Source organism: Bacteroides sp. D2 (genome assembly GCF_025147085.1).
Taxonomy (GTDB): Bacteria; Bacteroidota; Bacteroidia; order Bacteroidales; family Bacteroidaceae; genus Bacteroides.
Map to the genome: position 1 here is coordinate 1,558,018 of NZ_CP102261.1, position 17,439 is coordinate 1,575,456.

The following is a 17,439-nucleotide window of genomic DNA, read 5'->3' on the forward strand; positions in this document are numbered from 1 at the left end:
ATGAAAAAGATAACAACTTTGGTAATGATGTTTGCCATATTGGCATTGACCTCATGCAACGATTTCTTAGATAAATATCCTAAATATGGCGTCGATCCCGAATCGGAAGTAACGAACGAGATTGCCGTGGCACTGACTACTGCCTGCTACAAGACTCTTCAGTCATCTAATATGTATAACCAGCGTATCTGGAGCCTTGATATTATCGCAGGTAACAGTGAGGTAGGCGCCGGAGGGGGAACCGACGGACTGGAAACTGTGCAGGCTTCCAATTTCATAGCCCAGAGTGATAATGGCTTTGCTTTGTACGTATGGCGTTCTCCGTGGGTAGGTATCGGACGTTGTAACATTGTGCTTTCCAATCTGCCTTCGGCAGCTGTCTCCGATGAGGTAAAGACCCGTTGCATGGGTGAGGCTTATTTCCTGCGTGCACATTACTACTATATTCTGGTTCGTCTGTATGGAGGTGTGCCTTTGCGTTTAACGCCGTTTGAACCGGGAGAATCTACGGATATTGCCCGTAATACGGTAGATGAGGTATATGCCCAGATTTTTTCTGACTGCAAGAATGCAGTAAATATGCTTCCTCCGAAAAGCAGTTATGGAGACAGTGATAGAGGACGTGCCTGCAAAGAAGCTGCAATGGCTATGCTGGCGGATATTTATCTGACATTGGCGCCCAATCATCGCGAATACTATAATGAAGTAGTGACTCTGTGCGACAATATTGCTGCGATGGGATACGATTTGACCCAATACAATTATGCCGATAATTTCAATGCCACTATCAATAATGGTCCGGAATCCCTTTTCGAAGTACAATATTCCGGCAGTACGGAATATGATTTCTGGGGCGGTGATAACCAATCATCCTGGCTGTCGACTTTCATGGGACCTCGTAACTCAAGTCTGGTGGCCGGTGCTTATGGATGGAACCTGCCTACGGAAGAATTTTTCAAGCAATATGAGGACGGTGATTTGCGGAAAGACGTAACTGTCTTGTATCAAGGTTGTCCTGCTTTTGACGGGATGGAATACAGACGTTCCTGGTCGAATACGGGTTATAATGTGCGCAAGTTCCTTGTGTCGAAGACTGTTTCTCCGGAGTATAATACCAATCCCAACAACTTCGTAGTATATCGCTATGCAGATGTTCTATTGAAGAAAGCGGAAGCATTGAACGAGCAGGGACATCCCGACCAGGCTGCCGAACCATTGAACATCGTCCGCAAACGTGCCGGACTGGCAGATGTGCCGACTACTCTGACGCAGACTGAAATGAGGGAGAAGATTATTCACGAGCGCCGGATGGAGCTTGCCTTTGAAGGACACCGCTGGTTTGATATGATCCGTGTGGATAATGGAAATTATGCATTGACATTCCTGAAATCCATCGGTAAGAATAATGTGACCAAGGAACGTCTCCTGTTGCCTATTCCGCAGACAGAGATGGACTCCAATCATCTGATGACTCAAAATCCCGGTTATTAATCCGTTTTATAATCATTCATTTAGATAAATAATATCATGAAGAAATATATATATCAGTTGTTATGCTCTCTTTTCATCGGCGGAACGATGGTTGCCTGTGCCGAAGATTATATGGAGACAAATAAAGGACATGATACCCTCACTCTTTCGGTGAATCAGCAGGACTTGGTGTTGAACGAAAAGAACCATAGTCAGGAAGCACTCGCTCTCTCATGGACTACCGGAACGAATTATGGAAGCGGTAACCGTATCTCTTATACGCTGGAACTGGCGAAAGCCGGAACGGACTTTGCAAATGCTTATTCGGTGGATTTAGGTACGGGAACGTATCAATGGACTAAGAAAGTGGAAGAACTCAACCAATTCCTGAATACGCAGTTCGGTATCGGTTATGCTGTGAAAGCGGAGTTGGAGGCACGTATCACAGCGGTTGTTGCCGGAATGGAAGAGCAGAAGCAAAGTGCGACGACTGCTTTTACGGTGACTACGTATCAGCCGGTTACTACTACGCTTTACCTGATTGGTGATGCTGCTCCGAATGGGTGGGCTGCCGACAATGCGACAGCGATGGAGCGTACGGATAACGGACAGTTTACATGGACAGGAAAACTGAACGCCGGATCATTGAAATTTATAACGACATTGGGACAATTCTTGCCGTCGTACAACCGTGACGCCACTGCAGTGGAAGCACTCAAGCTGACTTACCGTACATCGGGCGACGAGCCGGACGAGCCGTTTGTAATCGATGAAGGGGCAACCTATATTGTAAAAGTAGACTTGCTCAATCTGACGTTGACACTGACTGAAACGGAAGATATCGGTTGGAGATTTGACGAGTTCTTCATTGTCGGTTCGTTTACCGGAAATGGTGGCTGGGAATTTGAGGCACTGTCTAAAGATGCTGTTCAGATGGATTTGTTCCATTATGGAGCTGTGATTCCTTGGAAGGCAGACGGAGAATTTAAGTTTAGCTCTGTGGCGGATTTCGGCCAGTCGGACGCTTTCTTCCATCCTGCCGTAGCAAATGCTCCGTACACTTCGACGTCAGTAGTGCTTGGAGGCGACGATAATAAATGGCAAATGAAAGAGGCTGAATGTGGCAAACCTTATAAAGTATGGTTCTATACAGGCAAAGGAAAAGAAAAGATGCTGATGCGTCCGTTTACTCCTTACGCAGGATTGTATCTGGTGGGTGAGGCAACTCCGAACGGATGGAGTCTGGACAATGCTACACCGATGACTAAGAGTGTCGACAGTCCTTATATCTTTACATGGAGCGGTATGCTGAAAGCCGGTGAGATGAAGATTTCCTGCGATAAGCAGACTGACTGGAACGGAGATTGGTTTATGGCGGATAAGGACGGTAAAACTCCAACGGGTGAAGTGGAAACAGCATTGTTCGTCACTAAATCGGATGCAGATTTGAGCAGTATGTATCCGGATGCAGATTTGGGTGGTCTGGACTATAAGTGGAATATTCAGGAGGCCGGTTCTTATCAGATTACGATTGACCAGTTGAAAGAGACGATCTCGATTGTGAAACAATAAAACAAGAATTCAAGATGAAAAAAATAATATATCTGGTAGCTGCTTTCCTGTGTATGGCTTGCAGTGATGATAATGAGTCGAACCAACAGAATGGAGGAGCTTCGGGCGGTGTTACCGAAGTGACTCCGGTAACATCGGATTTGAGTGTAGACCTGTCTACGGACAAGGCTTTCTACAAACCGGGGGAGAAAGTGGTGTTTACAGCGGATGATGCTTTGCCTGCCGGAACTAAAGTGCGTTATCGCCTTTCGGGTGAAACGGTGGGAGAAGAATCGGTAAATGGTACGAGCTGGACATGGCAACCGCCTACCACCGATTTTAAAGGGTACATGGCAGAGCTTTATCGTCAGGAGAACGGAACGGATGTAATAGTCGGTACGATTGCGGTAGATGTATCCAGTGATCCGGCACGTTTCCCGCGTTATGGCTTTGTCGCTGATTTCAGTCAGGAGAAGACAGCCGAAAAGACACAGGAAGAGATGGAGTATCTGAACCGTCATCATATCAACTGGGTGCAGTTCCAGGATTGGCATAATAAACATCACTGGCCGTTGGGCGGTACACGTACACAGTTGGATGAGGTCTATATGGATATCGCTAACCGGGAGGTTTATACAAGTTCGGTGAAAAATTACATTGAAGCGCAGCATCGTTTCGGTATGAAGTCTATGTTTTATAATCTTTGTTTCGGAGCGTTGAAAGATGCTGCTACGGATGGAGTGAAGGAGGAATGGTATCTGTTTAAGGATGCTTCTCACACTACTAAGGATAGCCATGACTTGCCGGGCGGATGGAAAAGTAATATTTGTCTGGTAGATCCTTCTAACAAGGAATGGCAGAAATATCTGGGCGAAAGGAATGACGATGTATATGCAAACTTCGCTTTCGATGGTTATCAGATAGACCAATTGGGACGACGTAGCACGCTTTATAATTATAGTGGTATTCCTGTTAACTTGCGTGAGGGATATGCCTCTTTTATAGATGCAATGAAGCAGGTACATCCGGACAAGAGTTTGGTGATGAATGCGGTGAGCCGTTACGGTGCCCGTCAGATAGGGGAGACGGATAAAGTGGATTTCTTCTATAATGAAGTATGGGCGGATGAGGCTGATTTTACCAATCTGAAAGCTATTCTTTATGAAAATGGAGTATATGGCGATTATCAGTTGAATACGGTTTTTGCAGCTTATATGAATTATAACAAGGCAGATAACCGGGGGGAATTTAATACGCCGGGTATTCTGCTGACGGATGCTGTCATGTTTGCTTTGGGCGGTTCGCATCTGGAATTGGGAGGCGATCATATGTTGTGTAAAGAGTACTTCCCGAATGAGAATCTGACAATGAGCGAAGAACTGAAAACAGCGATGGTTCATTATTATGACTTCCTGACTTCTTATCAGAATCTGCTTCGTGACGGAGGTACGGAAAATAGTATCACCATGAATTGTACCAACGGGGAAATGAGGTTGAATGTATGGCCTCCCCAACAAGGTTCGGTCACTACTTATGCCAAGCAGGTGGGCAGCAAACAGGTGATACATCTTCTTAACTTCTCGCAAGCAAACAGCCTTAGCTGGAGAGATGTGGACGGCACGATGCCGGAACCGACCTTGATAACGAAAGCTGCTTTACAAATGAATCTGCCGGCCAAAGTGAACAAGTTATGGGTAGCTTCACCGGATGTACATGGAGGCGCTTTGCAGGAACTGGCTTTTACGCAGGAGAACGGAGTTGTTTCTTTCACATTGCCGTCCCTGAAATACTGGACAATGATTGTGGCTGAATAAAACTAATTGCGCATGCTTAACTGAATAAATCGGCTATGGCAGAATAACTAAAATGATAGGTATGAAGATTAGATATAGGTTATGGGTGTGGGTATTGTGCCTGATGTTTCCAACATGGGTATGGGCGGAAAATGCGATATATACATGCACTTCTTTTACACAACAAGGACGTCAGGTGACTTTTCACCTGACGGACAGTGCTGCGTTGCAGTTACAGCTTTGTAGCCCTTCGGTAGTCAAAGTTTGGTTTTCGCCCGATGGACAGCTGCAACGGAAGAATGCCTCTTTTGCAGTGATTAATGAAGAGTTGGAAGATGTAGGAACCGTCCATGTGGACGAACAGGCAGCCTGTTATGAGATCTTTACTCCGAAATTGCGTATTCGGGTAAATAAATCTCCGTTGAGTCTTCAGATATTTGATAAGTATCAGAAACTCCTGTTTAGTGATTATGCCGACAAGGGGCATGTGAGTGAAGGAACAAAGAAGACGGAATATAAAGTGCTCCGTCGTGACGAGCATTTCTTTGGACTGGGAGAAAAGACAGGAAAGATGGACCGTCGTGGCGAATCTTATAAGATGTGGAATAGTGACAAACCCTGTTACAGTATAGTGGAAGATCCGCTCTACAAGAGTATTCCTTTCTTTATGAGCAGTTATCGGTATGGTATTTTTCTTGATAATACGTACAAAACGGAATTCAAGTTCGGTACGGAAAGTCGCGACTATTACAGCTTTGAAGCTCCGAACGGTGAAATGATCTACTATTTTATCTTCGGCAAAGACTATAAGGAAATTATCGGCCAATACGTCGGACTGACGGGCAAACCTATCATGCCGCCGAAATGGGCGCTGGGTTTTGCTCAATGCCGTGGTCTGCTGACAAGCGAAAAGCTAAGTCGCGAAATAGCCGAGGGTTACCGGAAACGTGGAATCCCTTGTGATATTATCTATCAGGACATCGGCTGGACGGAATACTTGCAGGATTTCGAATGGCGCAAAGGAAACTATGAGAATCCAAAGAAGATGCTTTCGGATTTGAAAGGGATGGGTTTTAAGGTAGTAGTATCTCAAGATCCGGTAATTGCACAAGCCAACAAAAGGCAATGGGAAGAAGCAGATCGTTTGGGTTATTTTGTAAAGGACAGTACGAACGGTAAAAGCTACGATATGCCCTGGCCTTGGGGTGGTAACTGTGGAGTGATGGATTTCACTTTGCCTGCCGTAGCCGACTGGTGGGGAACCTATCAGCAGAAACCGATTGACGACGGTATCTCCGGCTTCTGGACGGACATGGGCGAACCTGCCTGGAGTAACGAAGAGCAGACGGAACGTCTCGTCATGAAACACTATCTGGGTATGCACGATGAAATCCATAATGTCTATGGATTGACTTGGGATAAAGTGGTGAAAGAACAATTTGAAAAGAGGAATCCGGACCGTCGTGTGTTCCAAATGACTCGTGCTGCTTATGCCGGGTTGCAACGCTATACGTTCGGTTGGACAGGTGATAGCGGGAACGGAGATGATGTGTTGCAAGGCTGGGGACAGTTAGCCAATCAGATTCCCGTAATGCTTTCCGCCGGTTTAGGACTGATACCGTTTTCTTCCTGTGACATTACCGGTTACTGTGGAGATATTGAAGATTATCCGGCTATGGCCGAACTCTATACCCGTTGGATACAGTTCGGAGCATTTAATCCTTTGAGCCGTATTCACCACGAGGGAGATAATCCGGTGGAACCGTGGCTTTTCGGTCCCGAAGCAGAAAAGAACGCAAAGGCGGTTATCGAGTTGAAATATCGTTTATTGCCTTATATCTATACTTATGCCCGCGAAGCTTATGATACAGGATTGCCTATCATGCGCCCTCTGTTTCTCGAATATCCAATGGATATGGAAACATTTTCTACGGATGCCCAATTTATGTTCGGTCGTGAATTGCTGGTAGCTCCTGTGGTGAAGAAAGGCGCTCGTACTAAAAATGTCTATCTGCCCGAAGGTACATGGATTGACTATAATAACAAGAAGACGGTTTATACCGGAGAGCAATGGACTACGGTTGATGCTCCCTTGTCCTCCGTTCCTATGTTTGTGAAGCAAGGTTCTATCATCCCCACCATGCCGGTGATGAACTACACCCATGAGAAACCGGTATATCCACTAACTTTTGAAGTTTTCCCTGCACAGGAAGGTGCACAGGCTACCTTTACTCTCTACGAAGATGAAGGAGAAGACTTAAGATATCAGCGCGATGAATTTGTCAAAACGCCGATTGTTTGTAATACTTTGGCAAATGGATATGAATTGACTGTCTCTGTCCGTGAAGGAAAAGGTTACACTGTCCCCGGTCCGAGAAATCTATTATTCCGTATTTATTCTGCGAAAGCTCCGAAAGAGGTAACTGCTAAAGGAAAGGAGATAAAGAAGGTAAAACCTGAACGATTGGAAGAAAATTTAGAGAATGACACGGAATCTGTATTATGGAGTTGGGATAAAGAAACTGGTGTATGTAGTGTGCGAATACCTGATAAGGGTATTGATGAGCAGATTATGATTGCTTTTAAATAAGTGGTGAAGCGTGCAAGACAAAAGTATCTTGCACGCATCCATATTACTATATTGAGTGATTCTCTTTTTGTTCCTGGTGAAACTTACGATAAGCAGTAGGAGACATTCCGAAATACTCTTTAAAGCTTTTTCCAAAATAGTTTAATGAACTGAAACCCAGTTGGAAACTGATATCACTAATGTTGTATTCTTCATTCTCCCGAAGCATTTTTGCAGCAGTTTTCAGTTTTATATTTTGAATAAAATAATGAGGAGATTCCCCTGTTATCTTTTTCATTTTCAGGAATAGCTTTGTCCGGCTTAGTCCTAATTCTGAACATAACAGGGTGACGTTAATATCTCCGTTTCCTTCTTCCAACTTGGTTTGTACAATTCTTATTATATGATCGATGAAATCTTGGTCGAGCTTATTGTTGGTCAGTTGCTCTGCACTATTGTTTTCTAAAGTTTTGTATCGTTCCTGTAATTTTCGTCTGTTATTTAGTAGGTTAATGCATTTAGCGATTAGAATTCTGATATTAAATGGTTTGGTGATATAATCATCGGCTCCACAATTGAGTCCTTTAATATTATGTTCCACACTACTAAGTGCAGTGAGCAGAATGACCGGAATATGGCTGGTGTCAAAATGAGACTTTATCCTTGCACATAGATTTATACCGGAGATGCCGGGCATCATCACATCTGATAAAATAAGATCCGGTGAATTGAGCTGTGCGATTTTGAATGCATCTTCGCCATTCTTTGCTTCATAGATTTCAAAGATGGGTTCAAATATCTCTATGAGTAATTTCCTCAATTCATCGTCATCCTCAACGATAAGTAAAGTCGATGAATGATCGAAATCCTTTTTCTGCTGTATGATGAAATCTTCCAGGTTTTCCAAGCTCTCTTCTTCATTCTCTATACTAATCGGGCTATTGATTATCCCTGTGTTCCTTTGATTCTCTATGATGGTGATGTTTTTATCTTCTTTAAAGTACTCATTACCGATTGGTAATTCGACAATGAATGAACTACCTTTTCCTACTTCACTTTCAACCGTTATTTGTCCATGATGTGCCTTTACAATATTGAGTGACAGTGATAAGCCTATCCCTGTTCCGGTGTTGGATAGTTCTCTGTTTACAGAGTTGTTTACCTGAAAGAAACGTTCAAAGATTCGTTCTGTCATGTCTTTGGGTATCCCAATGCCGGAATCATTGAATGTTATAATTACGGAAGACGCAGAAGTCGTTATTTTAATCTCGACTGTTCCATTTTCCGGAGTGAATTTGAAAGCATTCGATAGAATGTTATTGAAAACCTTTTGTAGTTGTACTTCATCAAACCACGTGTATTGGCTCTTTTGGTCGAACACAAAATTGAAATGAATATTCTTTAGTTCGGCATAGCTAACGAAAGAATCATATATTTCCTGTGTGAATAAAACGATATCTTGCTGTTTGATTCTTAACGTGAAATTTTCTTTGTTATATTTCAGGAAGTCGAGTAGTTCATTGATTAAAGCACCCATTTTGGCAGCCCTGTTATGTACCTCACGCAAGCTGTTCTGGATAGTAGCCAATGAGTAATTTGACATAAGAATAAGTTCCAGTTGTCCGGATATTAATGCGATCGGTGTTTTTAACTCATGTGATATATTTTCAAGGAAACGCATTTTGGATTCATTTATCGCGTCTTTTTGCAGTTTATCCCGCCTTTCAAGTTCCAGTGAATTTCTTAACAATAGCTTGGAACGGTAGAAATAGGCAATGCTGATAATGATGGCTAGTATTAGCAACGTATATAATAGATAAGCGTACCAGGTGGCATAAACAGGAGGGATAATCGTGATCCCCAGACTGATTTCATTAAGTTCGGCTTCATCTTTAAAAGAAATATTTCTTACTTTTAGCTTATAGTCTCCATAAGGTAAGTTCATGTAGTTGATTGATTTTTGGGGATGAAATTCAATCCAGCTATTGTTATAGCCATCCAGTTTATACTGATATCTGGATTGTCCGAGATTTACGAAGTCGTTGGTTCCGATTTCGACAGATATATTATTCTCATGATGCTTCAACCTGATGCAGTCTGTTGCAAAAAGAGAACGAGGTAATATTCGGGAAGAATCATTTGCCGACACTTCTTTATTATTAACAAATAGTTTGGAGAAGAACATTTTAGTGGATAGACTTTCCGGAAACAAATTCTTTTCAGAAATCATGGCAAGGCCGTTTATTCCTCCCATGATGATACGGTTATCACTGCTTTTCATTATGTCACCCGGAATCATTGACGGTAAGACGAATTTGTTTTGTGACTTATAATTATAGCTTCTTTTTGTTTTGAGATCGATATGGGATAAGCCGTTTGCACTGGTGACCAAAAGCTGATGATCGGACAGAGGATAAACGGCGCTTAGATAATCACTGTCGAGATTGCTGTTTTTGCTGTTTATCTGTTCGAGCCTATCTTGAGTAGGATGATAAATAAGAATACCTGCGCCTAATGTGGTGGCTATGATGCGATTGCTATTATCTTGAATAAGAGACGTAATGGTATTCTTGGAAGAAGCGGTGATTTTAGCAAGATATTTGTCAAGACTGCGTACATAATTCTGTTTGATACTGTAATAGCACAGGTTATTCCCTCCAATCCACAAGTTGTCCTGCTTGTCTATCATCAATGAGTTTACAGCATAGATGTATTTGTCGAGAAGATGTATCTTTTGAATGCTGCCATCTTCCAGATTCATATAATATACTCCCGAAAGCGTGCCCAGATATAAGATATTTTTGTGACGGATGATAGCCTGAACGATTTCCGACCGTTTTGTATGGTCGGATGGATCGATTGTGAAATGTTTGAATTCTTTTCTGTCAATCGAGTAACTGCAAAGTCCGCCGAGATGAGTCCCGATCCATATTGTACTGGATGTATCATCATAATATAAGGTCTTGATATTGTTGTGGGATATTGTGTTGTTCTCTTTCGTATAGTATGTATATGCATCTGTTTCGGGTAGGTAGGATACCAACCCGTCTCCTTCTGTACTGATCCATATCCGTCCTGTCTTGTCTTCTATAATTTTGCTGATTACGGGTCCGATACCGGCATGTCCCAGTTTCAGATTATTATATTCAAAGATGTCAGTATGCGGATTGTAGTAATCCAACCCTCCATAGTAGGTACCGAACCACATTGTGCCTTGATCGTCTTTCATGATAATCCAGACAGAGAGGTTGCTTAGTCCCGCACTACCCTCTTTTTCCAGACCATAAAAACTGATATCACCTGTTTGCGAGTTGATGACATTCAATCCCAACATGGTTCCTATCCAGATATTTCCGTTGTTGTCTTCACATACTGTTCTTACATAATTGCTGGCTAAGGTAGGCTCCGTATATTGGATAACGTCGCCCGATGGAGTTAGTTTGAATAATCCTTCATTCAGGGTGCTCACCCAGATGTTCTTCCGGCTATCTTCGTTTATCGATATAATTTCACTGCGGGTAGTCAGTACTTTCTGTTGCCTGCCTGATGGATCAATGGTAAATACCCCGTCATGTTTGGTGCCGATATATAATAATTTGCCGGACGTTTCTTTCAGCGATGAGATACTTAGGTTGTTGCCATCAATTTTGTATTTGGCCTGACATATACCTTCTTTATAATTATAGACACTATCCAATAAACCGATCCATAATGAGTTGGTACCATAATTGAAGGCAATGGACGGCAATATCTGTGTGTTGGGCTGGCTGAATATGATACGGCTTTCCTCTTTTATCAGGTCATATTCAATGATGCTGTAATCCGTATTGACATATAAGTGGCCTTTCTTATCCCCACAGATTGTCGGAACAAGGTTGGACTGTATCCAGTTGTTTATTCCCATGAAGTTGACAGATTCGATATAATTTCCATTATATTTCTTCACACCGTCTTTAGTTCCAATCCATAAGATACCCGATTCATCCTGATAAAGTCCGTTAATCGTAATCTGGGGAAACATGGAATTGAGTGATAAATGCTGGAAGTTTATCGTCTCGAATCCAGCGATGGATGAGACGCATGAAACCAGCATAAATATAATAGCGACTAGTCTGTTATGTTCAGGCATATATTAAAAGCGTTAATTAAGTTTCTATTGTTTTCGGAACTTCCTATATTTAGTTTTGGTATTAGTCTTAGGGATTCATATAATGGGGGACTATTATTATATATCTTATATCTGATAGCAGGTTCGATAATTACAAATGTATCGTTATTTTTTGAGATAATGAAACAAAAAACGGTTTGTAATAGGGATATGAACAAAATTATAGAACCTTTGGAACTTTTTTATCCAATGCTGCTTCCTGTAATCTCCTACTTTTGCTCTTGCTATCAGGAGAAAACCTTTGGATGGATCTTTAAATTTTTAATATATCTCAAATTATAAGCAAAGAAAATATGAAAAATTATGTGGCAATATGTCTGCTCTCATTGATGGTATCAGGATGTACGACAACCTTGGAACCTTCTATGGAACACATGGTCGATTATGCCTTGAACCGGGCGGTAGAACAATATAAGCATATGTATTCTGTTATGGATTCTATCCCGGAAATGTTACCCCGTTCGATAGATAAAAATGGCGCGCTTGCAACCTCGGATTCTTATTTCTGGACGAGTGGCTTTTATCCCGGGACTCTTTGGAATTTGTATGAATATACTGGAGATGAGCAGCTCAAGGAGATGGCTTCCAAGATGAGTGATAGAGTCGAGATCCAGAAGTATAATAAAGATAACCATGATGTCGGTTTTATGATAAACTGTTCTTTCGGAAATAAATACCGGCTATTGGGTGATACTTCCTGCATGGATATAGTCACTACTACAGCCCGATCATTATCTACACGTTACCGTTCTGCTGTAGGATGCACACGTTCATGGAGTCATCCGGGCACTTTGCATTGGCAGTTTCCTGTAATCATTGACAATATGATGAACCTTGAATTACTTTGTCGAGCAACGGAGTTCTCGGGTGATAAACGTTTCTATGATATGGCAATTTCTCATGCTGACAAAACAATGGAGAATCATTTCAGACCGGATTATAGTTGTTATCACGTGGTGAATTATGATACAATCAGCGGCAATGCACTTCAGAAATGTACATGGCAAGGGTATAGTGACGAATCAGTATGGAGCAGGGGGCAGTCTTGGGCATTGTATGGATATACTATGATGTATCGGGAAACGAAACAACCACGTTATCTGGAACAGGCAAAGCATATTGCCGGCTTCCTTCTTAATCATCCGAAGATGCCTCAGGACAAGATTCCTTATTGGGACTTTGACGATCCAAAAGTTCCGGATGCCTTGAGAGATGCTTCAGCCGCTGCCATTATGGCTTCTGCTTTACTGGAACTGTCGGGTTATGTAGACAAGGTAACCGGACAAGGATATATCGCTGTTGCCGAAACACAGCTTAGAACACTGGCTTCGGACGAGTATCTGGCAAAGCCGGGAGAAAACTGTAATTTCATACTTAAACACAGTGTAGGCTTTTTGCCGCAGAATAGCGAAGTGGATGTACCTCTGACTTATGCAGATTATTATTTTGTAGAAGCATTAATGAGGTATAGAGCCATGCACTTGAAAGAATAGAGTTACTAACTAAAATCATTACTATATGAAAAACAAGTTGATGAAGGTATCATTGTTACTGTTTTTGATGGTTCTCATCGCAGGCAAGTCACTTTCTCAGAACCAATCGGTTAGAATTAAAGCGGGACATCCCCGCCTGATTCTGTCGGGTACGGACATTGAGTTGATGCGGGGAAATGCTCTTTCGGATATTGAGCCTTGGAAAACAGCTTGGAAAAAACTGAAAGGTGAAATAGACGGTTATGCAGACAAGAAATGGAAACCGAATGTGTATCGGGGAGATGCCAGTATGTCTTTCTACAAAGCTGCTATACGTGACGGGTCGGCTGCAAGAGATTTGGCAATTGGCTATCAGATCACTAAAGATAAACGCTATGCGCACAAAGCCATTGAAATAATCAATGAGTGGTCTTCTCCTAAAAATGCTCCGGGCACTTATTTCGATCCGGATAAATTCTATCCTAATACCGGTATGTTGGTTTCACGTGGCGTATTTGCGTTCCTTTATGCCTATGATTTGCTTTGCGCGGATAACTTGATAGAAAAAAGTAAGCAGATACAATTTGAGGCATGGCTCCGAATATTGCTTCCTCATATAGAAGAAGGCGTGAAACGCTGGGTGGAGAATGACTACTTTGGAAAACAATATTTTCAGAATCATATAGTTGCGGAAGTTGTGGGGTTGATGTCTATTGGTATTATTTTGCGTGATAATGAGCTGGTGAATTATGTATATGACGGAGAAACAAATCCACATAATATAAAGAAGGTAATTGAGGGTATCATTTTGATGAAAGGACAACCGCCTTACTGTGGTGAACCCGGCTCATGGCCAACACAAGATGGAGAGATAATGGATCGTTACAGGCATTTTGCATTGACTCATTACGGACAGACTACGAAGCCGAACAGAGCCTTACAGTATGCAGGATTATCGACTAATTTGCTAATGATAGCAGCAGAAATGGGACGTTTGAACGGGCTGGATCTTCATCATTATGTAGCTCCTACCGGTGAGAGTATTAAATTGCCTTTACTCTTCTATGCTGATTTTTATATCACTAAAGATGCTTCTATCAAGGGAGGATTCTATACAGGTGAAGACTCTTGGATTAACTACAACGATCAATCAGTATTTACACTGTGGGAGGTAGGGCATGCCCGTTATCCGGAGGAGAAAGTCTTTAATGAAGTTTTGCGTACCAATGATCGTACGGCTCATAACCTGCATTTGTTAGGTCCGGTGGTTTTGACTCATGGACGCTGTATTGAATAAAATAATCTTTAATAATTAATATCTATGAAACAGAGAAACATCAGTAAAGGAATATATTCATTATATGTGATTATGTTCATGCTCATGATCCCGATAGGAGATCTGTGGGCTCAAGATCCGTTAAATATAAGCGGTAAAGTCGTAGATGTGAACAATGAGCCCCTGATTGGAGCTACCGTTCAGGTAAAAGGGAAGCAAACGGGGACTATCACTAATATAGAGGGGCGGTTTTCTGTCAATGTTCAGGCAAAAGATATACTTGTCATTTCTTATATGGGATATGCTTCTCAGGAAATGATTGCATCAAAGGCTAATGGAGCGACTATTACTCTGGTTGAGGATGGGAAAACACTGGAAGAAGTGGTGGTAGTAGGATACGCCACCCAGAAAAAAGTGAATCTGACAGGTTCGGTATCTACGGTGAACCTGACTGAACAGGCTGAAAGCCGCCCGATGACCAGTCTTTCAACCGGATTGGCAGGATTAAGTTCGGGACTGTATGTCAATCAGGGATCAGCCCGTCCTAATAACGATGGAGCCACCCTGCTTATCAGGGGACAGGGAACTCTGAATAATTCTTCGCCATTGATTATTATTGATGGAGCAGAAGGAAATATAAATGAGGTTAACCCACAGGATGTAGAATCTGTTTCTGTACTGAAAGATGCGTCATCTTCTGCTATCTATGGTTCAAGAGCCGCCAATGGGGTTATCTTGATAACGACCAAGAAAGGCTCGGAAGGCAAAGCGTCGATTTCCTATAATGGGTATGTTTCTTTCCAGAAACCTTCGAATACAATTGAAACTGTATACAACTATGCCGATTATATGGAGTATTATAACGAAGCGGCTTATAATGTTGACCCGACAGCAATGCCGGTATATTCGGAACGGAAAATAGCGGAATGGAGAGTTCACCCCAATGAACCCTACTTGTATCCGAATACAAAGTGGGAGGATGAAGTTTTTTCAACAGGGGTGTCTACTAATCATAATTTATCATTCTCTGTCGGAAACCAGAAACTGAAAGCATTTGGATCTGTAGCTTATCTGAACAATCCGGGTATTGTGGAGAATTCGGCTTATGAAAGATTTACTGCCCGTTTGAATGTGAATGCCGAACTAAAGCCTTGGATTACAATGGGGATGAATATTAGCGGTCTGAAATCAAATGCCGAGATGGGTTCCAAATACATGAGTTCGCTTTTTAGTAACATCTCCAGCCCCGGTATTGTCTACCGGCATCCGGATGGCAGGTATGGATCTGCCGAGAATCCGGAAGAGAATCAGCAAGTGCAAAGTCCTCTCTATCATCTGAATATGTATCAAGGAGATATTGAAGTTAATAACTTCACCTCCCGCTTTTGGACGAATATAAAGGTTTTCAAAGGTTTAAATATAGAAGCATCTTACACGTATCGCCGTAATAATTCGCAAGAGGAAGAGACTCCGGTTTATGCTGACCGTTGGAATTTTCAATCTAACACAATAACCCAGATGGCAGCCGGTAGAACGTTTGTAAGGAATAAGAATTGGACTAATACGCATCACGTAGCTGATGTGGTAGCTCGTTATCAGAAGACATTTTTTGATAAGTTGGATGTAGGTATATTGGCGGGAGCTAGTCAGGAAAAGGATAATGTAAAATGGTTTGAGGCGAAGAGATATGATCTTCTTGCAGATAATTTGTCTGTCATTAATGGTGCTACCGGAGATTCTGAAACAAGTGGGGCTGCAACAGACTGGGTGATGCGTTCTTATTTCGGACGAATAAACCTGTCATGGGCGGACAAATATCTGTTTGAAGGGAATATTCGCCGGGACGGTTCTTCCCGCTTCCATAAGGATCATCGATGGGGGACGTTCCCTTCTTTCTCCTTGGGATGGCGTATGTCGGAAGAGAACTTTATGAAGTCAATTAAATGGCTGGATATGTTGAAGTTGAGGCTCTCATGGGGTGCATTGGGTAATAATGCGGTAGATAATTATGAATACCAGTCTGTGTACAATAAAGATAATTATGTTTTAGGAAACTCTGTTGTGTCGGGATTGGCACAGATACAGCTGGCTAATGCAATGGTTTCATGGGAAACGACCTATGTCACCAATATCGGACTAGACTTCAGTCTTTTTGGTTCAAAGCTGGATGGAACAATAGAACTTTTTAATAAAGATACGCATGATATTCTTATCGATTTACCAGCACCATTGCTTGTTGGTAATGCGTCCATCCCTACTCAAAATGCAGCAAGAGTGCGGAATAGAGGTGTGGAAATGAATCTGAAGTGGAATCATAGGATTGGTAAAGTAAACTATTTTGTGGGTGGTAATTTTACTTTCATAGACAATGAAGTAACGCGGTTTAAAGGAGAGGAAAGGTCGATTTCGGGGACGAACATGATTCAAGAAGGCTATCCTATCAATATTCAATATGTATTGGCGGTAGACCGGATTCTTCAAACGGACGAAGACATGTTGTTTGTTGAAAAGATGATTAAAGACGCACCGCTCGATCCTACCACCGGGCAACGTGTTAACCCGTTTGCTTCTTATGGAACTCCGAAGAAAGGTGATTTTTTATACAAAGATTTGAATGGTGATGGTGTTATCGACGATAATGATAAATATGCAGTAGGGCATGGACTTGCTCCCCGTCTGACGTATGGCTTCTCCTTAGGGGCAGAATGGAATGGATTCGACTTCTCTTGTTTGTTCCAGGGAAATGCCGGTTTGCAGGTATATTGGCAAGATAAATTCTATATGGGATATATTAATTATGGAGATGTAATCAACAAAGAAATAGCCGAAGGTGCCTGGCGGGAAGGGCGTACAAATGCCACTTATCCCAGATTACTGACCGGGTTGAATACGTTAAATGCCCAGCCGAGTGATTTTTGGGTTCAGAATAAGTCATATTTGCGATTAAAGAATGTTCAGATAGGGTACAAGATTCCTAAGAAACTTCTTCAAAAGCTGGATATATCCCAACTTCGACTATACACAAGTTTGGAGAATATGCTAACTTTTACTTCCTATAAAGGGATTGATCCGGAGATAAGTGGTACAACTTATCCGACGATGAAGCAGATAACGGTAGGTGTGAATGTAGTCTTTTAAAA

At 42.1% G+C, this 17,439-nt stretch carries 8 protein-coding genes; 7 read left to right on the plus strand and 1 reads right to left on the minus strand.

All coding sequences use genetic code 11. The features are described from left to right. Positions 1-27: 27 nt before the first annotated feature. The 4 genes from NQ505_RS05400 to NQ505_RS05415 are packed head-to-tail and all read left to right on the plus strand — an operon-like array spanning position 28 to position 7,404. On the plus strand, positions 28-1,491 hold the full coding sequence (locus NQ505_RS05400; protein WP_369749101.1) for a RagB/SusD family nutrient uptake outer membrane protein: 1,464 nt from the start codon (positions 28-30) through the stop codon (positions 1,489-1,491). Positions 1,492-1,527: 36 nt separating this feature from the next. Next, the gene (locus NQ505_RS05405; protein ID WP_009001269.1) at positions 1,528-3,042 is read left to right on the plus strand and encodes a SusF/SusE family outer membrane protein; all 1,515 of its coding nucleotides are present in this window, start codon (positions 1,528-1,530) and stop codon (positions 3,040-3,042) included. 14 nt (positions 3,043-3,056) lie between these two features. Then, positions 3,057-4,835, plus strand: coding sequence for a glycoside hydrolase family 66 protein (locus NQ505_RS05410; protein WP_009001268.1), 1,779 nt, complete (start codon positions 3,057-3,059; stop codon positions 4,833-4,835). 52 nt (positions 4,836-4,887) lie between these two features. Next, positions 4,888-7,404, plus strand: coding sequence for a glycoside hydrolase family 31 protein (locus NQ505_RS05415; protein WP_009001267.1), 2,517 nt, complete (start codon positions 4,888-4,890; stop codon positions 7,402-7,404). A 46-nt stretch (positions 7,405-7,450) separates the two neighbouring features. Here the strand turns inward: NQ505_RS05415 and NQ505_RS05420 are convergent, their stop codons facing one another. Continuing rightward, positions 7,451-11,512, minus strand: coding sequence for a two-component regulator propeller domain-containing protein (locus NQ505_RS05420; RefSeq protein ID WP_009001266.1), 4,062 nt, complete (start codon positions 11,510-11,512; stop codon positions 7,451-7,453). A 332-nt stretch (positions 11,513-11,844) separates the two neighbouring features. On the opposite strand from NQ505_RS05420, the gene NQ505_RS05425 reads away from it, so the two are divergent. The 3 genes from NQ505_RS05425 to NQ505_RS05435 are packed head-to-tail and all read left to right on the plus strand — an operon-like array spanning position 11,845 to position 17,437. Beyond that, positions 11,845-13,044 (plus strand): glycoside hydrolase family 88 protein, encoded by a 1,200-nt coding sequence (locus tag NQ505_RS05425; RefSeq protein ID WP_009001265.1) that lies wholly within the window; start codon positions 11,845-11,847, stop codon positions 13,042-13,044. Positions 13,045-13,069: 25 nt separating this feature from the next. Then, on the plus strand, positions 13,070-14,320 hold the full coding sequence (locus NQ505_RS05430) for an alginate lyase family protein (protein ID WP_009001264.1): 1,251 nt from the start codon (positions 13,070-13,072) through the stop codon (positions 14,318-14,320). Positions 14,321-14,344: 24 nt separating this feature from the next. Beyond that, a complete protein-coding gene (locus NQ505_RS05435) occupies positions 14,345-17,437 on the plus strand; it encodes a SusC/RagA family TonB-linked outer membrane protein (RefSeq protein ID WP_009001263.1) in 3,093 nt (1,030 codons plus the stop codon). The last annotated feature ends 2 nt before the right edge of the window (positions 17,438-17,439 follow it).